General features: G+C 51.5%; 12 protein-coding genes. All 12 read right to left on the bottom strand.

What is annotated here, in order from left to right; genetic code table 11:
- Window positions 1–2: 2 nt before the first annotated feature.
- Entirely contained in the window at window positions 3–1,433 is a 1,431-nt protein-coding gene (locus tag GT409_RS13055; protein ID WP_160629507.1) for a sulfatase, read from the bottom strand.
- Entirely contained in the window at window positions 1,433–3,052 is a 1,620-nt protein-coding gene (locus GT409_RS13050; protein WP_160629506.1) for a sulfatase-like hydrolase/transferase, read from the bottom strand. Before GT409_RS13050 ends, GT409_RS13055 begins: the two co-directional genes overlap by 1 nt.
- Window positions 3,053–3,176: 124 nt before the next feature.
- On the bottom strand, window positions 3,177–4,001 hold the full coding sequence (locus GT409_RS13045) for an alpha/beta hydrolase (protein ID WP_160629505.1): 825 nt from the start codon (window positions 3,999–4,001) through the stop codon (window positions 3,177–3,179).
- 39 nt (window positions 4,002–4,040) lie between these two features.
- Window positions 4,041–5,879, bottom strand: coding sequence for a sulfatase-like hydrolase/transferase (locus tag GT409_RS13040; RefSeq protein ID WP_160629504.1), 1,839 nt, complete (start codon window positions 5,877–5,879; stop codon window positions 4,041–4,043).
- Between the two features lie 91 nt (window positions 5,880–5,970).
- Entirely contained in the window at window positions 5,971–7,749 is a 1,779-nt protein-coding gene (locus GT409_RS13035) for a hypothetical protein (RefSeq protein WP_160629503.1), read from the bottom strand.
- Window positions 7,750–7,867: 118 nt separating this feature from the next.
- Window positions 7,868–10,882, bottom strand: coding sequence for a hypothetical protein (locus GT409_RS13030; RefSeq protein ID WP_160629502.1), 3,015 nt, complete (start codon window positions 10,880–10,882; stop codon window positions 7,868–7,870).
- A 136-nt stretch (window positions 10,883–11,018) separates the two neighbouring features.
- On the bottom strand, window positions 11,019–12,617 hold the full coding sequence (locus GT409_RS13025; RefSeq protein WP_160629501.1) for a hypothetical protein: 1,599 nt from the start codon (window positions 12,615–12,617) through the stop codon (window positions 11,019–11,021).
- Window positions 12,618–12,680: 63 nt separating this feature from the next.
- Window positions 12,681–15,413 (bottom strand): hypothetical protein, encoded by a 2,733-nt coding sequence (locus GT409_RS13020; protein ID WP_160629500.1) that lies wholly within the window; start codon window positions 15,411–15,413, stop codon window positions 12,681–12,683.
- Window positions 15,414–15,839: 426 nt separating this feature from the next.
- Window positions 15,840–16,475, bottom strand: a complete 636-nt coding sequence (locus GT409_RS13015) for a response regulator transcription factor (RefSeq protein ID WP_160629499.1) — start codon at window positions 16,473–16,475, stop codon at window positions 15,840–15,842.
- 2 nt (window positions 16,476–16,477) lie between these two features.
- Window positions 16,478–18,511 carry a sensor histidine kinase gene (locus tag GT409_RS13010; protein ID WP_160629498.1) on the bottom strand — a complete coding sequence of 678 codons (2,034 nt, stop codon included), beginning with the start codon at window positions 18,509–18,511 and terminating at the stop codon, window positions 16,478–16,480.
- A 110-nt stretch (window positions 18,512–18,621) separates the two neighbouring features.
- Window positions 18,622–21,465, bottom strand: a complete 2,844-nt coding sequence (locus GT409_RS13005) for a sulfatase-like hydrolase/transferase (RefSeq protein WP_160629497.1) — start codon at window positions 21,463–21,465, stop codon at window positions 18,622–18,624.
- A 2-nt stretch (window positions 21,466–21,467) separates the two neighbouring features.
- The gene (locus tag GT409_RS13000) at window positions 21,468–23,492 is read right to left on the bottom strand and encodes a hypothetical protein (protein ID WP_160629496.1); all 2,025 of its coding nucleotides are present in this window, start codon (window positions 23,490–23,492) and stop codon (window positions 21,468–21,470) included.
- Window positions 23,493–23,494 lie beyond the last annotated feature (2 nt).

Genomic DNA, 23,494 nt, shown 5'->3' with positions numbered 1-23,494 from the left:
AATTACTTTTTCTGTTCCAGCAGCCTGTCTGCACTGAACGGAACGCTCCACGTTTCGATTCCTTCTTCGATCAACGGAGCTTCGCGCTCAGGAAGAAACCGGGCCAGCCGCTCTTTGACAGAAGCGTATTCCGGATTCGCGGCAAGGTTGGTCCACTCGTCGGGGTCTTTACGGTGATCATAGAGTTCTTCGCCATCGTCATAGTAGCGGGTGTAGCGCCAGTCGCGGTCGCGCACCGTGTAATTGCCGCGGCCCCACGTGCAGACCGCGGGCTGAACAAGCGGTGCATCCGGATTATTCAGTTGCGGAACGAGGCTGGTTCCGGCAATGGTCTCCGGCGCCTTGAGTCCAGCCAAATCAGCGAGAGTGCGGTAAATATTGATCAGAGAAACGGCATTGGAAACCGTGCGCCCTTCGGGAGCCGGTTGGTCGCGCAAATCCAGAATAATAAACGGCGTGCGTGTGGTTTCCTCCCACAGAGCAAACTTGCGGAAATGATTTTTCTCACCCAGAGCGAAACCGTGATCCGACCAAAGCACAATCACCGTGCTGTCTGCATACGGACCGGCCTCGAGCGCATCGATCAGCCGTCCGATGTTGTAATCCGCCCAGGAAATGCAGGCCAGATACGCGCGGCGGACTTTATTCCATGCCTCGTCTTTTTTAAACCGCCGATCGTCGCCGATCTTTGCCATTGCTTTTCCAACCTTTGGAACATCATTGAGATCGTTTTCTTTGATCCGCGGCGGATCGACCTCTGCAGGATACAGATCAAAAAACTGTTTCGGACAGATGAACGGCAGATGCGGCTTGATGATGCCGACCGCGAGAAAAAACGGCTTGTCGTGTTTGCGCGACAGCACATCCACACCGAAAGTGGCATTCTGCCAGTCCGTATGATCCTCAAACGGATTCAGTGTAGGAGAAAAGTTCATTTTTCCTGATTTACCCTGCCGGTACCCGTCGGTCTCATCAAACCGGAACGGATCGGTTTTCGGCGGAGTAAAGAACTCGGTCCACTCCTGCGGCGTCGGCTCGCGACGGTGATGAATCTTGCCGGAGCCAAAGGTTTCGTAGCCATTCTTTTTGAAAAACTCCGGCAGGGACACGTACCTATCAAGAACCTGCTCTGGAAATTGATCCTGATCGTAAAACGCATAGAGTCCCGAGTGAAACGGCTCCACTCCGTAAAGCAGTGCGTTGCGGCTCGGGGAACAACCGGGCGCAGAGCAGTGCGCGTTCGTAAAATTAACGCCGCGCCGCGCCAGTCGATCCAGATTCGGCGTCTGCACCTGCGGATGGCCTCCCAGAAAACCGGTCCAGTCATTCATGTCATCAATGGCAATGAACAGGATGTTCGGGGGGCGTGACGTTTCATCCGCATAGGAAGCAACCACAACACAACACACACAGATGAGGAAAAACCGTTTCATTACTTCTTTTCCATCCCTGCTTCAAATTCTTCGCGCGGAATCACGCCATCGCCATTCAGATCACGATTTGAAAAATACTGTTTCTGCTGTTTTTCTGTCGTACTGCGCCCCCTCCGCCGGGCCTCATGCATGGACCAGTCGACCCACTCGTTTTCAGTGACGTTTCCGTCTTTGTTTTTATCGAGCGCCGCGAACCAGTCCCATTTCGATTTGGATTCGGTTTTTGATTTCTGTTTGGCGGCGTCTTGGCGCTTGAGTTTTTTCTGCCATGCGTCGGTATGGATCAGTCCAAGAAAGCGCGGCTCAACCAGCTGGCTGTCCCATTTGCGGCGAAGCGTTTCCAGCTCCTGAAGCGTTTCGGGATGCTGCGCGGCAATATTTTGCTCTTCTCCGATGTCTTTCTCCAGATTGTAAAGCTGGGCAGCTGCTCCCTGCCACGGGATAAGCATTTTATAGTCGCCGCTGCGCACCGTGTATTGACCGCCATCGAACTTGCGCAGATAAATGGCTTCATGCGGAGCTCCGGTATTTTTCCCGGTCAGGTAAGGAATCAGGTTTGTCCCATCGAGCGGGCGGGAGGAATCTTCCGGCGCACCGGACAGGTCGGCAATCGTTGCCAGAACGTCCAGCGAACTGACCGGCTGATCATAAACAGTCCCGTCCGGAACAGTACCCGTCCACATGACGGCATACGGAACGCGAAAACCGCCTTCCCAGGCATCCCCTTTTCCGCCGCGCAGCGCGCCGTTGTCCGATGCATTTTTGCTTTCAGGGCCGCCGTTATCCGACAGAAAGAAAACAATCGTCTTTTTACTGAGATTCCGATCCTCAAGCGTGTCGAGCACCCGCCCCACACCATCGTCAACGGCGCTGATCATGGCGGCATAGGTTTTTCGTTTTTCATTTTCAATGTTTGGAAAACGCGACAAATATTTTTCGGTCGCCTGCAACGGGTTGTGCGGCGCGTTGTAGGAAAGGAAGAGGAAAAACGGCTGCTTTTGGTTTTCTGTTACAAATTCAACTGCCGCATCGGAAAAAGCATCGGTAAGATATTTTTCCGGCGGCACCGGCTCGTGATTTCTAAGAATCCATGTTTTATAGCTCTCCTCTTCATTTTTTGCAGCATAGCTGTCCTGAAGCGTCAGCTCTTCCGGGAAATAGCGGTGCCCGCCGCCGAGATGTCCATAAAAGAAGTCGAACCCGCGATTGAGCGGATGATTGCCCGGGTGCGCGCCCAGATGCCATTTACCGATAACGCCGGAGGTGTATCCGACCGGTTTGAGTGTTTCAGCGATGGTTCGTTCGTCCTTGGGGAGACCCATATTTGGATCTCCGGGTTGATACTGGGGGTTGCGTTCAAAACCGAAGCGCTGTTCATAGCGACCGGTCATGAAGCCGGCGCGGCTCGGACCGCAGACCGAATAGGTTGCGTAGCCGCTGGTACAGCGCACTCCCCCCTGCGCAATGCGGTCGATATTGGGCGTCGAAATGTCTTTGCATCCGTTAAACCCGACATCCGCATAACCAAGGTCGTCGCACATAATCACGATCAGGTTGGGCTGATCCGCCTGCACACACAATGCGGCCGTCAGCAATGCACTGGAAATTGTTTTTTTCATCAGCAGTCTCATTTCGGTTATCTGAACAGTCCTCATCCGGACTGACGTTAAGTAATGTACACACTTCGCTCCGTATTGTTCTACTAGCCAAACCTCTAGGTAGGATTCCTCTCGAAATGCATTTTTAAGGTTGTGGCGGCTTCGGAAGATACCCGAGAGAGGTCAGGAAACGGTCCGCGGCTTGCAGGGTTTCCTCAAATTTTGCTTTATTGAAAAAGCTGTGCTCCTGCCCTTCATAAAGAATTAATTCACAGGAAGAACCGGATTCCTCCATGAGTTGTTTAAACTTTTTTCCGGTCGAAACAGGAATCAATTTATCTTTGGTACCCAGCATAAAAATGGCGGGCGGGCTGTTTTTGCGAATGTTGTGCAACGGTGAAAAATCTTTCCAAACATTGGAAACCCGTCCGTGCCCATACCCACCGGGCCCGTTGTTGATCACCGGATTGAACAAAACCAGTGCATCGGGGCGACAACTGACGGACGGATCGTCAAATTCGGTCAGCATAGCGGTGGCGGCGGCAACATGTCCACCAGCAGATCCTCCGCCGGCGGCCAGATGGTCGGGGTCGATCCCCCATTCCTCTGAATGCGCCCGCAGCCAGCGCACAGCGGATTTGCCGTCCTGAACGCATTCGACAGGAGTCGTCTGATGCTTTTTTCCCAACCGGTATTCCGCTGAAACCGCAATCATTCCGCGATCTGCAAAATGACGACTCTGCCGGTAGAACTGCGACGGCCCGCCAGTCTGCCATCCGCCGCCATGAAAAAACACAATGGACGGCGTTTTTTTATCCTTATTGTATTCCGGCGGAAAAAAGAAATGCAGTTTCAGTTCCCCCTGCGGAGTTGTTTTATAGACAACGGTTTGATCCGGTTGCGGCAGTTTTTCCGCACCGGGACTGTTTAGTGCCGCAAGCGCAGCAACGATACAAATCATCTTTTTCATATCAACTCTCATACTTATCAGGTTTTCGCTCCGGCAGTCTCACTTCTTTTTGATGCGGATTTTCTTAATCACCAGTTCTCCGCCGCCGCGTACGCCGACATGCAGGACCCAGTCCCGGGAATCTGTTGTAGTTAGAATCTTTTTAATTACACCGGTTTCTCCGGTATCACCCGGCCACAGCTCAACCTGACGGTTCGCCCGATCACTTTTTCCGGCAATAAAGTTCACAAAAAATGAGGCATCGGAACTCAGCCCCTTTGATTCCCACTCCAGTTCCATCTCATAGGCGCTGTTTGGTTCAAATGTTCCGGCAGGAACTGTGAGCGCCCGGTTCCACTGACCAGGTTTTCCTTTGACGGACTGTCCGCCGGTATCAACCACATATCCCTCACTGGCTCCAAGTACAGGACGGGTCAAACCCCGTTCGTTTTCCCCTGTTCCATCGATCAGGTTTCCAGCCTCCAAGGCAGGCTCGCCGTAGCGTTTCATTTGAGCAACCAGCTCTGCCTTCATTTTTTCAGCGACCGGTTTATACTCCGGATTATTGTAAACGTTGGTCAGCTCATCGGGCTCTTTCTGCAGGTCGAACAGCCAAGGATCATCGGACGTGGACAGCACCAGTTTGTAACGACTGCTGACAGCTGCCACCCAGCGGCCGTTTGCATTGGTAATGTAGACCACACGATCACCGGCGACCTCTTTATCCGGACTGAGAAAATCTCCAGAAGTATCCGTTCCCTGAAACTCCGGCAGCCCGTCTGATACTCCCATCATGGACAATATCATCGGGGCAAAATCAACATTACTCTGCGCACCGCGCAGCACCTTTCCTGAAGGGATATGTCCCGGCCAGCGGATCAGGAAAGGGATTTTCGCCGAGGCTTCATACGGATTGCCCTTGTTGTGTTTTTTATGTTCCCCCATGAGATCGCCATGATCCGAGGTAAAGACAACAATGGTATTTTTATCGAGACCGTTTTTTCGGAGAAAATCCAAAAGACGCCCTACATTATCGTCGATGCATTGGACCATTCCGAAATACCACTGCATCTGCTCCTGCTTCAGCGTTTTGACCATATTCTTACCCTGCAGATTGACCCATCCAGGCATGGTCTTTTCGTCCACGGTCATCGTACGAGGATGCTGAAACGTCATATTTTCAAACATCGTATTGTATGGAGCTCGAACCTGATTGGGTCCGTGCGGGTCGGGGATGGAAAGCATCACACAAAACGGTTTGTCTTTATCCCGTTCCAGAATATCAAGAGTACGGTCGACCAGAAAATCGGTCGTGAATGATTTTTCATCCGCCTGTGTGATATCAAACTTATACTGATTGTTCTTCTCATTAAATGTACCGATCACGGCAGCGGAATTGTCCTCCTGCTGAAGCAGCTTCCAGTGCCCGCGATTGTACATATAACGGTTATCCTCCCAACCAAAGTGGCGCGAAGGAGCAAACCCGGGTTTGGCATCGCCGTCGAGGTGCCATTTCCCGACATACGACGTGGTATAGCCGTGACGCAGCAGTACTTCAGCAAATGTGGTCACATCATCGTCCATCGGCATATCGTTGATCGGGGATCCGGTACTGATCGGATAAAGTCCGGTATTAAAGGAGGCTCGTGACGGAGTGCACACCGGAGACGACGCATAATAGCTCGTACAGATTGCGCCGTCGCGGGCCAGGGAATCAATGTTCGGAGTATCCACCGCCACCCCATCGCCCCAGACAAACGCCTGATCCTCACTCATCAGGTTCCGATAACATCCAAGCGTGCGAAAATTATGTTCATCCGTGTGAATGATCAACAGGTTCGGCCGCTCACCAAAAGCTGTCACAGTCAAAATCAGCAGACTGCACCATATTTTTTTCACTGACATCGCCGGAACAACCTCATCCTTTTTTAATTAGAAACCCTGCCTCAAGGGAAGGCAGGGTTTTCCCCCTTCCAGAACCTGCACCAGTTTATTTCTCAATCACCAACCGGATAAATTTTACGGGATCGATGATCGGAACAGAGTTGGTTACAAAATCAAATGTTCCGCCGGTTACATTGGTCGCCACAACCGTGTACCCGGCATTGGTCCAGCCAGGCGCAACAACAAGGTCGGAATCCGTTTCCAGATAGTAAGTCAGGTTCGTGTCATCCGTACGCTGAGCATAAACATACAGCATGGCTCCATCTACTGACTCAAACACCGGAATATTGCCGTCGATAAAGCCATTGGTCGGATTTCCACCCAATGCGTATTCTGTAAGATTATTCCATCCGTCAGCGTCCGCATCCCACAGCTCCCCGCCAACACCATAGCTGTCAGCCCATGTGGGATAGCCCGGATCCGGCAGAACAATTCCGACCATTTTAAGAGACGCATCATCAAAAAATAATCGATATGTTGAGTTCTCATTGGCCTTGGCAATGCGAACCTGAATATAGTCGCCGACACTGGCACCTTCAGTCACAATATCCGCAGTCGAAAAACTGAATGTAAACTGCTGATATTCATTGGTTGTCGCAGCCAGATTTCCGAACAGACCTTTGCGATAAATATAGGTCCCCCCCAGCGTATCACTGGTCCAGACCGACAGATTAAAGGAGCTTTCATTGGTATGAGAGCTATTGCTGCTTGGTTCCGCGAGCAGGTTCCAGACAGAAAACTCATAGGTCTCATACGACTCGAGCGTTTTGTCAACGTTCTGAACGATCGCTCCTGAATCAAAATAGTAATTGAAGTAAACCGCCTGCAATCCGGCATTTACCGATGCGGAGTCCGTCGTCGGAATAATTGAGGCATTGGCGCCCTCTCCATTTGTAAACCACGGGGACGTAGCAGAGTTGGGCTCTTTATCTTCAACACTCAACCCCTCAAAACTTCCGTCCAGCAGCAATTCAGGAATCGGATTTTCCACAAGGTTCACCAGCAGTGCACCGTTGGTGAAAACCAGTGAAGGAATATAATCATTAAAATTCAAAAAGGTCTCAACAACCCCGGCGCCGTCTTCATTGTTGGCATAGGTTGCCAGCGTGATCGTCTGAACACCGCCGGTGTAGTCAGCACCATCCAAAATGATTTCTGTCTGTTCATCTGCATAAAAAGCTCCAGAGACTGCCACCGGAGTAATTCCTGTTTCTCCCAGATTGAATTTGAGGTTTTGACACCCCGACGCGGAGCCTCCTCCGGCAAAAAAGCCTCCTCCGACCGTAATGCTCGAAGCTCCCTGCCCATCAATAACCAGCGTATGCTCATTACCGTCCAGAGCACTGTTAAACGCAACATTTCCACCGACGGTGAGTGATCCTCCGGAGATCGTGTACGTTGCAGCACCCATTTTACCAATATTAAGAGCGTTCGCGACAATGACGCTACCTCCGCTTTGTGTAATGGAGCACGCATTCGCAATGCTTGTATTGTTCACATTGATCGTCAGGTTTGTGGCGCTCAGCGTTCCACCGGTCATATCAATATGTCCACCGCTCGTATTGTTGTCAGATCCCAGCGAAAACTCATCAAATGTGGCAAAATCGGAGACCATGATCATGGTCCGGTCTCCGGCCAGCAGATCGCTGGATGCACCGGTCGAAGTCCCGGCCGCTGGATTCTCGGTGTTATCAAACACACCTTTACTCCAGTTATTGGAGTCGGTCAGATAGCCCCCGGAAGTTCCTGTGACATAATCCGCCTGAAGGTTCACTACCAATGCCGTCACCATCAGCAACAGACATATCTGCAACTTATTTTTCATGGCGCACTCCTTCTTTCCCTTCTTTCCCTTCTTTCCCTTCTTTCCCTTCTTTCCCTTCTTTCCCAAGTGTAACCACGAAGCCACATCCTGAACAGTTAATTTCTACATTTCTGAACAGCTATGACCCGGGAACACTCACTTCTATTTTATAGAATTGAGAAGGCTCTTCGAAATCCACAGAAACCGGCGGTACAGCATTGCTTTCGATCAGGTCCCAGATACCTGAAAGCTCCAATGCCTGGAAAACCTGATACAAACGGTCCGGACGTTGATCCCAATCAAGCTGGCCCAGGACCGATAGAACCTGCACGGCAAAGAATGATGTTGGATCCGCCGGATCTGTATTTGCAGCGTATTCATCCAGATTTGTTTTTTGATCTCCATCAGCATCTGCAAAAGCATCATTGACAGCAGGAAGCAATCCGTTAACGCGTTCCCAGAAATCCGGAATCAGGTCGCCATCGGAGTCAATGGATGGATCGGTCTGATATTCATGGAAGCCAATGGTTGGAAACATGTTTGTAAGCAGATTCCCGAAATAATCCACCCCGCCGTTATCAGGAATCAAAGCGCCTGCACCAATCGCTGCCGATCCATAGGTGATCCTAAAATCTTCAGCTGTGCTGCCGGTCGAATTCACAAAACCGGGATAACCGGAAACGGGACTGATATCGGCACTGCAAACGGACAGGTTGCCGGCATAAAGATTATGCGTGATCACATTATCGCGCTGCACCATCCAGTCTGTATTCGCATAGGTGGACGCGCTGCCGGCGGCAAAAAACAGGTTATTGGCTATAAACGAATTAGTCGGCCACGCGCCCCCCCAGTTGGCAAATGAAATGGCTTTATAAGCCGGATGCAGATCGGTGGTAATAACAGTGTTATTGTATATTTTAGAGCCGGAAGAATCACCGGTGATCATAATACCGGCGGAATTGTTGCTGTCGCGCCAGCCGCAGTCGATCCCAAGATTATAACGGGCCACTGCATTGATCTGAAAGTTGGTGCCGTTGGAATTATTCAGCACCTGGATCAGACTCCCCTGACAGTTAATTCCGAGATTGTACTGCATCAGGCTGTCGACACAATTGAAATCAAAATGGCAGCAGGAGGCGTCGGCACCGTCTTTCAGAATATTTCTGAACACATTGAACTGAACCAGTGTACCCTCGCAGGCAAAAGGCCAGAAGGCACTGCCTTCCTGCGTCCCATCCATAGTATTGTACTGAATCAATGCGTCTTTGGTTCCATTGATCTGAAACAGGTTGCGGTAGCAGTTGGATCCGGTGTTGTTCTGAAACACCACACCAATGGAAGGATAATACGAATAGCCGCGAATACGATAGTCGGCAATATCGTGGCATGAATCGCGCACCTGAGCACCGCGTCCATCGATGTTCTCAAACAGGCATTGTTCTATCCTGAAATCGTTCCAGCGCGACAGTACCGACGGATTATCAGTATTATTGATATCCGCCTGAATCCCCCGGCTTTCATGATCATCATCCGGATTGGAATCGCCAGCACCCTGAATAGCCGAAAAATCCACATTTATAAACCAGATATGCTGAAGGTCGCCTGCATTGACGGGTGGATCCAGCACAACGCCGAATCGATTGCTGTACACTCCCGTTGGGTGATAATTCCTGATCTGCAGATTGCGCACTTCGAACCCGCTGCTGCCCTCGGCATAGATAACTTCCCGATCGTTGGTTCCTCCGTTCAGCACCGGTTTATTTCCAGAACCGTAGGCCGCGATCACCAGCGGTGACTCCGGCGTGCCGCCGCCGTTGAGAACAAAGCGTCCCGTGAAGGTCCGGCCACGTTTAAAGAGAATCTGATCGCCAGCTCCGAATGTTTCACCATTCAGGCGCTCCATCGTCTGCCACGGCGTCAATGTACTGAGTCCATTGTTGGTATCACTGCCGGAAGCGGCATCCAGATAATATGTCATCGGGACATGCTCTACGGCCGTAAAAGACGCATCATCAATCCACATGCGATGGGTCGCATTCATATTTTCCTTTGCAAACCGGATCTGGATGTATTCTCCCTCGCGCCCCGCCAGCAATCCACCGGAAATCACACCGCTGAACACTTCCCAAACATTTGTATCACTGTTCTGATTTTCTGCTGTGAACGTGCCGAGATATGTGTAATCCGAGCCATAAGCAGGGCTGGAATACATTTGGATGGCAAGGGATGGACTATTGGTATGACTTGGATTGCTGCTGGGCTCCGCCGTCAGCATCCAAACCGATGCTGCATAATCCATCGTCGCATCAATCCGATTAGTCAGATTTTGAACAATCGCCCCATCGTCAAAATAAAATGTGAATGTTGCAGACTGCGTACCGCTCTTTGCCTGATCGATTCCTGTTACGAAACTGCCATCCTGTCCCTCGCCCACCGTCGCCCACGGGGCGGTACTGCTGTTCGGTTCATTATCCACAATCTCCTCAAAACCAGGATCTTTCAGCAACTCCGTCGATGGTTCGGGCTGATATTCGCCAAAAACGACATCATCGACATAAATTTTATGCGTAACGGATTCATTCGGTTTATTAATGCGAAGCTGAATCTTCTGTCCGTTAAACAAAGCGAGAGAAGCTCCGCTGATAACCGCAGAAAACTGTTCCCAGATATTCGTATCTGAATTCTGGGCCCCGGCAATCAATGTGGAGGCGTAAGCATAGGAAACACCGTTGTTTGTGCTGGTATAAAACCCAATGTTGATTGACGGGACATTGGTATGACTGCTGTTGGAACTGGGTTCTGCTTTCAGCATCCAGAAAGACAGCTCATACACCATTGACACATCCACAGATTCTTCTGTGTTCTGAACAACAGCACCTGCATCTCCATACCAATCGAACAAAAAAGACTGACTGCCACTATAAGCCTCTGCCCCGGTTGCTTTAAAACTCCCGTCAGCATTCTCGCCGGCAGTAAACCAGGGAGATGTTGAAGAGTTAGGCTCATAGGCCGGCCAGTCCCCATCCGGCAGCTCAAAACCGGCATCAACCAGAAAGTTACTGATCACATCGGCATTACAAACTGCCGCAAGCAACCCTGCCGCACACAGTGCGACCACAGCTTTCGTAATGCCGGATGGACTCTGGATATACATCTCTGCCCTCTTATAAGAAATACTCCGATTCGTTTGCCGCGTCTACTGGTGAAACCTCTAGGCCGAACTCTCAACTGCAGAGCTGGCGGGAATTAAATTCCCGCCAGCTCTGCAGTTTACTGGGCAGAAAAGATGATTACTGCGCCTCAATCAAAAGACGAATGAATTCCTGAGCCTTTCCGTCAGTTGGAACATGATTGGTGACCGTTGAAAAATCACCGGCCGGAGCACTTTCTCCCACTTCAACAATATCGCCATGATTCGTCCATGTTCCGCTCACCAGATCCTGATTCTGGACCAGAGCATAAGTCAAACCATTATCGGAAGACACCCGCTTGAGGTATACATACTCAATCCAGTTTGTGCCATCAGCCGTCAGCGACATTCCCATAGCGGGAGAGGTCCCCGTATCTGCGGCATTGTTCGGATCGCCGTTCTGGGCATATTCCGTCAGGTTATCGATCCCGTCCCCGTCATCATCGTCTGTCGGTCCACCGATCAGATCCTTTTCAACCGCCCAGGCTTCATAACCGGCACCTTCATAAGCGCCGCCCAGAATAGCAATATTGTCGAATGCACCACTGGCCCAAATTCCACTTGCATTGGATGCCTTCAGGGCAAATGCCGCGGTTTCTCCGTCAGCCAAAACCCGATCCGGCAAGCCTGTCAATGACCAGTCAAAATCGTAATAGTCCCCTTTATTGGCCCCCAGATTCACCATTCCGCTTGTTGAGTTGATCACCGCGTCATTTGAGATGCCGCCCAGAGATCCCCAGGTATAGAGCAGGTCAACATCCTGAGGCGATTCCGCCCACCACGGGGCATAATCAAAGCTGATGGAATCAAGCTGAAGCGGGGCTCCGGTATTATTCACGATTTTGAATCCAACCTGCTGGTTTATGTTGCTTACCGGGTCGCTGCCAATTCTTACTTCATATGCAGAATATTCCAAAGAGGCGCCGACATTGGTACTTCCGAAAGTTCCATCGTCAGATCCGCCATTTGCATTTAGCTGATATGCTTTATCGAGAAAAACCGCTCCGCCGATACCTGCGGCCGTATAATCATTTGTTCCTCCACCAGCCCCATAATAGCCAATCAACACATTGGAATCAGGAGTATCCGGCGTATAAACGCCAAACTGAACATCATCGATAAACACTCGGTATTCACAGCCTGCATTGCTGTTTTTAATGGCCAGACGGATATACTCACCCTCCCGATCCGAAAGATCGCTTCCCCGGAAATGCACAACCATTTCTTCCCATTGATACGGAGCCGATGGAATCAGTCCGTATTCTGAAGTTTTCCACACATAAGTGCTTCCATGAACTCCGTTTGTTGTAGTGCTGATCATCACCTGCACCAGCGATTCATTGGTATGAGCCACATTGGTTGATTTTTCATCCAGCCGCATCCAAAAACGGGCTTCATAGATTACGCTGCTGTCAATCGTTAATCCTTCCGGAAGAAACTGATAAATCTGATCGGTATTGAAGTAATACTGATACGCCACCGCATTGGTTCCACTGTGTACAAACACATCTTCCCGCTGCACACCAAAGGCACTGGACTCCTGCGCCACCCAAGGTGATGTATTGACATTCGGTGCTGTGCTTAATGACAAAAGCTCGAAATCCGAATCCTGGACCCAGTTTGTCACCACAGCGGAATAGCTGCTGGCCATGAAGCCTGTCAGAATCACAAACAGGCCTGCAAATTTATATGCCTTCATATTGCCTCCTTCTTTTTTAGTTTACCTTGAACAATCATTTTCTGAACCTTTTCTCATACGGGCTTAATTGGAGGGACTCACCTGCAGACGGTAAAATCCCGACGCTTCAACAGGAACCGATACAGACATATCCGCCGGGATTCCGCTGACCGGCTCAGAAACTTCCTCCCAGCTGTTTGACAACAGGCTGGACGCATGCATCACGGTATATTCTTTGGCCGTCTCGGCCCGCCATGCCACCAGCAGCGAATCGACAGCATTTGAAGCCGTTCCGCCAGTAATCGCAATATTGTCAAACGCCCCGTTTGCCCATATTGCATCAGCATTGAACACATTCAGACTGAAAAGGACTTCTTCGCCATGGTCCAGAACCCGGTCATTCAGGTTGGTAAGTCCCCACTCGAAATCGGACCAGTCGCCGGTTTTTCCAATGTTTGGAAGATCGACGGCAGACTGAATAACAGTTCCGTTGGAAACCCCCGAAAAGTCGCCGGATTCATAAACCAGTGCTATATCTTTCGGAGAACTCTGCCACCACCTTGAATAATCAAAACAGACCGCATCGAGTCGCAAAGGAAGACCTGACTGATTTTCAATAGAAAAAACAACCGTGTCCGACCCATTGGTTGCCTGAACCGCATACGCCGTCAGATCCGTCGATGCTCCGGATAATACAGTCCCGAACGTGCCATCGTCTGACCCGGCGCTGTCGTCCACATCATACAGGCGGCTGGTCATCAGCGAGCCGGAAACGCCTGATACAGACGTATCAGGTTTTCCCGCTGTCGTGTACCAGCCGACGAGAAGACCGTCGGAGACCGGCTGAACAATTCGGGCGTCCAGGGTCGGCCGGGCCGGCGCAACAGCAGCCGGACCGTTAAAAAGAACCATATTCATCGAATCTGACTTCAGCGTAGTGCGATGATTGCCGCCCATCTCCCAAAGCCCGATACGCTGCAGTTCGCCTCGCCCCGTTCCACCATCGTGGAAACGCCAAGCTTCACTGACCTCATTCACAACATACCCGCCAAGGTCAAATTCCACATTCAACTCCTGATCGGTTTTATTGAGTAGATATACCGCGAGCTCTCCGTCATCCCCTTTCAGTGCCACCATGTAGATTCCGGCAGTCGGCGAAGAGGACTGAACTACCGTTTTTCCGACCGTTTTCGAAAAAAGCCACATCCAAAGAGCTGTCGCATTGGGATCACTATTGTGGATGACATGTTTATCATTCAAAGGATCTACATTTGTGCTTTCCAAGGTATAGAGCAGACCGATATCCAGTCCGGCAGACAGAAACTGCATCTGCATTTCGGACTGCATTAACGCCGTCTTAAAGTTGTTGTGGCCGGGATCTGTCATCCAGGGCCCCGGGCCGATATTCCACTCCAGCACAGCGGCGCGAATGTTTGGATATCCTTCAGATGCAAACAACGCATTGGCGTATTCGATCGACTCCTGATACGTCTGCGCTCCGGCACGTGTCATCGGCAGCTGCGACTTCCAGGAATCCCATGATGCTGTGTTCCACTCCCAGTAGTAATGGAGATCAACAAAATCAATATTCGTACCGGCAATGCTCAACATTGTCTGCATATCGGAAAGGAATGCCGGACCGGTTACATTGTTGCGCGCATTGGCAATCAGTTTCGCATCTGGAAATGTGGCCTTAACTGCCGCCGCATACAGGTTGAACTGCTGCGCATAGAGTGCCGCATTCCATGCCTCTCCATCGCCGTCCGAATCGTAGTTGTAATTATTCCCGGACTGAAAGTTTTCATTATCGAAATAGATATATTTCACGTCATATCCGCGAGACTGGCAATAAACCATCAGGTTGCTCGCCTCTGCAATCGCCTCTGCTTCACGCCCCCACTCAATCCCGGAGCTCATATTCACCCCTAGCATGATTTCCGCACCGGTTTCATCAATCAGCGCCAAATACTCATCCAGATCCATGAAGTTTTCCGGCGGCTGATCATTGGCTGTGTCGTAAGCCGGATTCCAGTGATCCATCCATCCCTGACCGTTCAGATCGTTCCAGTGATAAAACGTAACCACCGCCCCGCCCGGCCAGCGCAGTGCACCCAGACCGATATCCTTAATAATGTGTGCGACTTCTCCATCGGAAAACATGGAGTCGGCATACCAGGAATAGACCAGCCCGGTGCCCATCGCCATTTTTGTGACCACATGCTCTCCTGCCGAAACATCCACGGACACCGCGGCATCCGCTTCCGGAATCTCTCCAAAAAAAGCGTCGTCAATCCAAATCCGGTGGGAAACAGATACATTCGGCTTGGCAAAACGAATCTGGATATATTCGCCGGCCCATTCGGCCATCTCCGAACCGATCACTACCCCGGAAAACTTTTCCCACACTCCCTGTTCGCGGTTCTGCCCCCCCCAGAAAAAACCCTTTCGATAGGTGTACGGTCCCGCGGGTGAAGCTGCCGTATAGATCGTCGCATTGAGCGTCGGAGCATTGGTATGAGTGGAATTGCTGCTCGGCTCGCCGGTCAGCATCCAGATGGATGCCTCATACTCCCTGGAAGGATCGACCTGAATATTCAGGTTTTGAACAAACGCTCCGTTGTCATAGTAGAATTTAAACAGTCCCGACTGACTGCCACTATGTGCCCGGTTGGTATCCGTTATAAAGCTTTCGTCTCCGCCTTCTCCGGAAGTAAACCATGGAGCGGTGGCTACATTCGGTTCATTACCGGCAAGGACCTCAAATCCGGCGTCTGCAATTCGGTTGCTGACAGCATCCGAGTATCCCAAAAAAGCCACTCCCACTGCTATAAATATTGAAATCACCTTTATTTTCATAGCGTTACGCACGAAACAAGTCCGCAGATCCAAGCTAATTTCTCCGTATTACAGATAAATAATATCGCAGGGAGCTGGATTCCGACTACTGGTGAAATCTCTAGGTCTCCGAACTGAGATCTTTCGGGGTAAAAGAATTCATTTTCACCCGCAACAGATGCAAACGGCACGCAATATCAGACTCTTCAAGAATACGCGTGCGCTCCGATTCCAGCTGTCGGATGCGGGACGGAAGCCAGTGCTTCAGAGGTTCTCTTTCCGCTGTCTGGCGGGCGTGCCACTGAGCAGGAGAACAGGGATCCACCGATTCAGCGAAAACAGCGGATGCCAAAACCAGCCCCCCATCATCCCTGCTAACCGTATTAGCTGTTTACTCATCATCTGACATCAGATAATGCCGGACCGAAGCGCCTTGGCCACGGCCCCGGTCTGTGACTGCACCTGCAGTTTTTTGTAAATATTGGTAAGATGAAACCCGGCGGTTCCAATGCTGATATCAAGGGCCGCAGCAATTTCTTTAACCGCCAGTCCTTCCGCCAGTTTTTCAAGCACTTCAACTTCCCGTCGGGACAGCTTGAAATCTTCAGCCGGAGACGGTTTGCGAAGCTCTTCAACCACTATCTTGGCCACCGAAGGACTCAGCGCAGAACCGCCGAAAAAAACCTGCTGAAGCCCCTGAACAATTTCCGGCCCGGTGGATTCTTTAAGCAGATACCCTGCCGCACCGGCATCCAACGCCTGCAGAACTTTTTCTTTATCCTTAAAAACGGTAAGCACAACCACGGCGACGTCCGGAAACTCCTGGGCAAGCCGGCGAATTCCTTCCAGTCCACTCATTCCGGGCAGCCCCAGGTCCATCAAGACCACATCAGGCGGAACATCCTCCTGCAGCGCCTCAAAGAATTCAATACACGACGGAAACACGCAACTGCATGTAATATGCTCTTCACGATCCAGAGACAGCCGCAGGTTGCGGCGATACCCGGCATCGTCTTCCACCAGCCATATATTAATCGGAATCATTATCAGTTAGAGGTTTTATACAAATAATCTGTTTTTTTCATCAGCGTACTCAAAGGGATTGTCAGCGATACAGTGGTTCCATTTCCCGGTGTCGACTGCAGGACCATTGTCCCCCCCAGCTCATGCGCACGCTTCTGCATGCTGTCCACACCCCACCCATCTGATTTTTGTGACGGATCAAAACCGCATCCGTTGTCCTGCACTGAAAGGGTCAACTGCTCTTCTCCGGCGGCAATAACAATTCGAACCCACGTTGCATGGGAATGTCTTGCACAGTTATGCACAGCCTCCTTAAAAAACAGGATTAAATGACGTTTGAACGTTAATGGAACAATCCGGCCGGGACAATCCGGAGCCAGATCGATCGACAGTTCAACACCGCTGAGAATACGCTCGGCTCGCTCGGCTAATTTCTGCAGCAGCGCCGGCAGACGAATAACTGATTGATCGGTCAGCCAAACCACATCGCGCAAAGAAGCAGAAGCTTCCCGAGCCATTAGCGACAACTCTGAAAGATCTTCCGGAGAGGACCCCGCATCCTCCATCCGTTTCGCCGCCAGCGTAATGCTGCCAAGATTACTTCCGACCTCATCATGCAGGTCGCGGGTAATGCGCAACTTCAGCTTTTTAAGAATTCGGCGGCGCTGAAGCCGCTGCAGCCCCATGGCTCCCAGAAGTCCAATACAAAGAAGACCTCCAATCCATATACTGAACTGAAGCTCCATTCTGCGCCATGCCTCCCGCGCCTCAACGAGTTCGTCCTCAACCCGTGCCAAGCGTCGGTCCAGAGGACGTCGATAAGCCAATCCTTTAATCCACTCTCCATCCGGTAAAATCCGACGAGAACGCGTATAACCATCCACCAACCGCGGCAGCTGATCAACATATCCCGCCGGAATCCCTTTGGAAGACACGTCGCATCCTACCGAAAAAACCTGCCCATATTCCGAAACCGAAATCTCACCGAGCCCCAGCATTCGCTGTCCCATAAACTCGGGCAGGTCGTCCATGACAATCCGCACATAACGGGCCTTATATGCCCGGCAAAGCACAGAGAGCCGATCCTCGCGCTGCATTCGACGCCCCACGTTTTCCACATGGATCGTTTCTGAGGTTTTAAACTCCGGATCAGCAGAAAGTTCCAGAGTAATCTCACGCGGGAACCCGATGGATGGAATCGCAAGCAGGTACGGAGCCTCTGCCGGCCAGAGGTCTACGCGTCCCACTTTCTGCATCTGTCCGAGATCGAGCACAATCTGCACCGGCTCGGAAAGCGATTCGTTTTCATAGGGGATCACCAAATCCTTCACCGAGTTTTTTTCACCGCTCAGCGGAACGCCCAGTCCGACAATATTATCGCAAAGATACCGCCCATCCCACAGCGGCGGCATATCGAACGATTCTGACTCGCTCACGTCAACACTGGCCCAAACCGCCATATTATCCGCCAGCTGCCCCTCCTGCTCCAGGAACAGATAAAGCTCGCCAAGCGCAAAATAGGCCACGCCGGATTCCCGCTCCACCCGAGGCACCGTGATCCGCACCTGATCAATCGTCAGATTAATATCTGAAAAAAAGACAGGATAAGGTCCAGGATCCGGGAAGTCCTCATCCATCCAGTTCACCACCTCGCTGAACGTTCCAGAGCCCGCATCACGCACTTCAATCTTGAACCGCGTAGGAAAAGCGTACGGGCCGTCACCGGGTTCCTGGGGATTAAAAGCGGGTGCCATCGCGATAGAAACCATGCGCGGCCATTCCATTTTCAGATCAATTGTCGATACCGGGGACGATCCCTCTGAACCAGGGATTTCGCATGAAGAATGATATCCTAAATGATCCGGCAGAACCTTTGGATCGTGTTGGGGAAGAACCGCGATTTTTTTCTGAAGCCGTATCTTCTCCGCCTCCAACTGATGGATCCGCGCCGGCGGCCAGCGCGTCAAAGAACGGGTTTCTGCCGCCTGCCGGGTATGCCACTGCTCCGGAAAACAGGGGTCCACGGATTCAGGAAACGCAGCAAATGCCAAAAGCAATATGCCGTTGATCCATCCAAATTGTTTTTGCCGGGAGGTATCCATCAGAAACTTTACGAGATTAACAGCATTCGAGATTGATTATAAGCGAAAATCTTCCGGCAGTGATTTTACTCAGAGACTCTCAGACGAATAAAAGACTCATCTCCATAGATTGGAAACTCGTTGGTGACGGCCTCAAAATCGGCATCAATATTTCCAAAGGTTGGAAACTCTGTATATCCACCGGCAATCCACGGACCGAAAACGAGATTGGTTGCCGTTTCCAGCCAGTAATTCAGTCCGCAATTTCTGCGGCGCGGATAGATATAAAAAAACGTGTCACCGTTTTTTCCAAACATTGGAATATTTCCTTTCCGGACCGGATCGACCGGACTTCCGCCCAGCGCAAATTCACTCAGGTTGTTCAGTCCGTCCCCGTCCGAGTCGTCCAAAGGACCTTCAACATCGTAGTTGATCATCCACTGACCGAACATACCTCCCGTATCCATCGAAAGCAGCACATCGTCGACCAGGTACACATCCCCTTTCAGCGAATCGTGCTCGCTGTACAGAACGCCGTCGTCATCATGATGGAAAAAAATTCCAATATAACTCCCGGCAGTGATACCTGCGCCGGCCATTTCGGCAGGAGAGAGAGACAGGCTAAACGTTCCGCTCTCTCCGGGCACCGGAGAATTGGTATCGCCAAACACATGCGAATCCGGCGTCAATCGCTGAATGAGCGTGCCGTCCGTGGCATTGAATTCAGCAAGTCCGGCAATAAAGCCCAGCGGCAAAAACGGACCGCTGTCCATTTCCCATTTTCCGGACAGGTAATAGGTGCGGTTTGTATCGATGACCAAGGCGGTCGAATAAAGCGTAACCACTTCATCATACCCCCATCCGATCCGCATTTCATTTCCAGACAATGTGCCGTAATCTCCGATCTCAACTGAGGTGTCGGCAGAAGACTCATCTCTTGTCCATGAACCGTCCACCTGATGGTGCCACATTTCGACCGGATACGGCGGAAATGTAATGTCGCCGGCATCTGCCGATCTCTCAAAACTCTCAAAAAGAAGCGCGTGATTGGTTGTTGTGGTAACATCTAAATCGGCACTCATGGTCCCTGTACGGCCCAAAGCATCGCGCATCTGGACCGAATAGGAATAGGTCAGTCCCGGGAGCAGACCTTTATCTGTGTAATCCGGAGACTGCTGCCACTCCGATGAGGTCCCGCCCTCGTGCCCGCTTTGTTCGATAAATCGATATTCAACCGGCTCGCTGAAATCGGCGCCGATTTCCGCCGTCATAAAAACTGACGAACCGGCAATGGCAAACGGTGCAACCGAAAACCCGGCCGGGTCCGGAAGCGGAGGATGTACATCCGGGGCAATATAGGCCTCTGTTGAACGAGGATCATTCTGCTGATCGTACTGCTTAAACAACGCCTCCATATCGGCAACACGCGTCTGTTCAGAGGCTTCGGCAATCAGATTGGTTTCCTGGGAAAAATCAGTGGCCAGGTTATACAGTTCGACCGGGTCGCGGTTGTCGTCCATCAGCAGCACATAATCGCCCTGCCGCATGATAAAGGAGTTTTCTGATTTGCTGACACTGTGCCCCTGCAGGATCAGGAAATCGTGCACCGGTTCGTTTTCCGGCTGTTCGCCCAGCAGAATCGGAAGAATATTCACACAGTCCATCGCCTGGTCGGCTGCCATACTGTTGGTCGTCAGGGCATACATGAGCCCGACCCAGTCCGAACTGCAGATCAGCTGGTCACTGACAGAATTGGTTGCGATATGACCCGGCCATGCCGCAACAAACGGCACACGATGACCGCCTTCGTAAGAACTGGCCTTCCAGCCGCGCAGCACTCCGGTTGAATCGTAATCCGCCAGCCCGCGGTCCGTGGCCAATCCGCCGTTATCGGAGGTAAACATCACCAGCGTGTTCGTCAGAATGCTGTCGGAGAAATCGCCGTCACCGTTCGGGTCTTCCAGACGGTTTATGATCCGGCCAACCTGCAGGTCCAGTTCATGAACCATATCGGCCACCTCGGTTCCACCGGTTAAGCCATCCACCGGCACAAAATCCGGATCACCGGCCGCGTGCGGCACGCCATCGGCATTCGGATTGAAGTCAATCGGCGGCGTATGCGGTAGATGGACCTGCGGTGCGCAGTAATACATCATAAACGGACGGTCGGAATAGTTCACCACATGGTCGGCAATAAAATCTGCCGCTTTCTTTGAGTTGATGATTCCGTTCTGGCTGGAGTTCCAGTACGCATCACCGGTTCCCGCGTGATCCACCTGAATCACTCCTGTTCCGTTGGCAATCGTGTAGTGACCCGCAGCCCATTCAACCAGGTTTGAATTCATGCCGGGCAGCGACGGGATCAGCGGATTCGTCGGATCGATTTTAACAAACCGGTCGTTTTCAAAATAGAGGTACGGCGGATCCTGGATTCCACCGTGCGAACAGAATGTGTAGTCAAACCCGTAGGTCGTCGGAAACTCCGGCATCACCGATTCATAGTCGATCGAACCGCCGCCGAAATGCATTTTTCCGAAAAAGGAGGTGCGATACCCGGCCGTCTGAGCGATCTCTCCAACCGTGACATGTTTCCGACCATTGGAAAACGCGCAATTCGCGGTAAAGCCCCATGTCCCCCACTGAATTCCATTGCGATAAGGGTTGGAGCCGGTCATCATGCTGAAACGGGTCGGCGCACAGAGAGCAGCCGGGGAATGGGCATCCGTGAACATCATTCCGCCGGCGACCAGCCGATCGAGATTCGGTGTTGGAATCGGATCATCCAACCCCTGGAAACGGCGGTAGGCGGCAATATCCGACCAGCCCCAGTCATCCGCCATAATCATCACCACATTCGGCAGGTCCGAGGCAAAAAGTACCGATACCGCCAGACTCCCCAGCGCAGTCATCTCTTTTGTACCGTTCCGCATGTTCACTCTCCATGTCGGATCGAATATATCATTTTACCAGACAAACGCATAGCCTCGATAATTTCCGGGTACGGCGTATCGGCCATGCTGATGACGCCACAGTTGGCATTTTCGCCATTAAGTGTACGCCCGCCGGTCGGCGAGTCACAGTAAGTAAACCAATGCGCGCCGATGCAGCGCGGGTTGTTCAAGGCACTCTGAACGTAACGGATATAGTTCTCGCCCCGGTTGCGCTGGTCGGCAGCAAAACCGATCCCGGTAAAAAACTTGCCGCGGTCCACTGCGCCGAAGTTGAATTCGCCGATCAAAAACGGCTTATCGATTTCAAAGAACGGTTGCTGTCGACGGTCTCGAACATTGAACTGATCGACATCCTTTTCGTAGATATTGAAGCTGATCACATCGCAGTATTCTGCCTGCACTTCGACCAGATCGTTGCGCATGGCACCGTCATGAATTCGATTTCCAAGATAGAGCTTTCCGGGCGCCGTTGCGCGGATAGCGTCACGACATTTGCGGTGATAGGTCTCCAGCATCGTCCGATAAAACTCAACCAGCGCCGCACGGTCATCGATTCCTTTTTTCTTCAGGAAACGAAGCAGTTCTTGTTTCATTGGCTGGCGGTCATCGCACTGCTCCAGCACCCTGCGCATGGTTTTTGCGGCATCTTTTCCCCAGGGTATTTCGTTGTTGTCGAAATAACCGATACAAAACGGGTCTTTTGCGCTGAATCCTTTTTCACGGACCGCATCTTTCACCGCCTGTTCAAACCCGGGATCAAACGGATCGGCCAGCTTCTCGATCGGCTTTACTTTTTGACCTTTGATGTACAGATTGATCACATACGGCACGCGAAGACCAATCGGCTGATTTTCCACCGATGGCGACCACCCCCCCAGCGTATTCAAACCCCACGAGCGGGTACGACGCAGTGACAGGCGGTGATAAAACTCTTCATAATCCGAACCGTATTTTTTTTCATACACCGGTCCCTTGGAGTCATAGCGATTTCCTTTTTGAGTCCGGTATTTTCCAAGAATTGGATCATTCGGCGCCGGCAGATCGGCGTAGAACCGTTCTTTTTCGCCAAGATCAACCGTCTTCATGTGCAGGCCGACATTATTGCAACCCAGCGACCAGAACAGTTTTCCTTCGGGATCAACAAACCACCACTTTCCATCAACCTTCTGTGTTCGAAAATGGCCGGTTGCCTCAAAGGTGGGTCCGCCGGACCAGCCGCCGTATTGATTAAAACTTTTCGGCCAGGAATGAGCCGCCAAATCTTTTTCCTCGGCTTCTTTTTGCGCGATCAGGTCGGCATCCGAATGCACTTTGTTCGGCCAGTCTTCGTGCATGTACTGTCCGTAGATATCGATGAACGGAAAAAACGCATCCGGGTCGGTTTCCAAAACTGACGGCGACGCGCGGCGGCTGCCGCGCAGGTTATCAATCCGCACACATTGAGCAAACTCCTGCGGTTCGAGACTCAGCACCACCTCGCTAACTCGAGAAACATCAACTCCGAACCATATAAACATCTGAGCGTTCGGCAATCCGTGCATCTGCGGGAACAGGCCCATGTATGACGGATGCGGACTCTTTTGTTTATGTCGCACCAACAGCGCCGGAAACACCCGTGTTTCGCCCGGCTTCACCCAGCCGTTATGCGACAGGTTTGGACGATACCACGACTCATCCGCCGTCGTCGGATCTTTGATCAGCACCCGGAAAAAGGCGTCGCCTTCCGACGCATTGGATACGTCCAGCGTCAGGTTGACAAATTCCCGCAGGTCCCAGTTTCCAAACCTTGGAAAAAGCCGGACTTTCACGCGCTCACCGGGCGCAGCCCTTAGTTCCAGCGACCGGTTGCCGTTTGCTTCCACAATAAACGCTGATCCCTCATTCGCCGCAAGCTGCTGAGCTTCAAAACCCTGTTCAAAATCAATCAGCATCCGATTCGCCAACAGGTCCGAAGCAAACGCCGTCTCCAGAACAGCCGTAAAAATGAATAAAATGATTTTTTTCATCC

Origin of the sequence: Tichowtungia aerotolerans (genome assembly GCF_009905215.1) — a bacterium.
GTDB lineage: Bacteria > Verrucomicrobiota > Kiritimatiellia > Kiritimatiellales > Tichowtungiaceae > Tichowtungia > Tichowtungia aerotolerans.
Note: the sequence above shows the minus strand (reverse complement) of the source record. Positions and strands in the feature narration are given on the sequence as shown.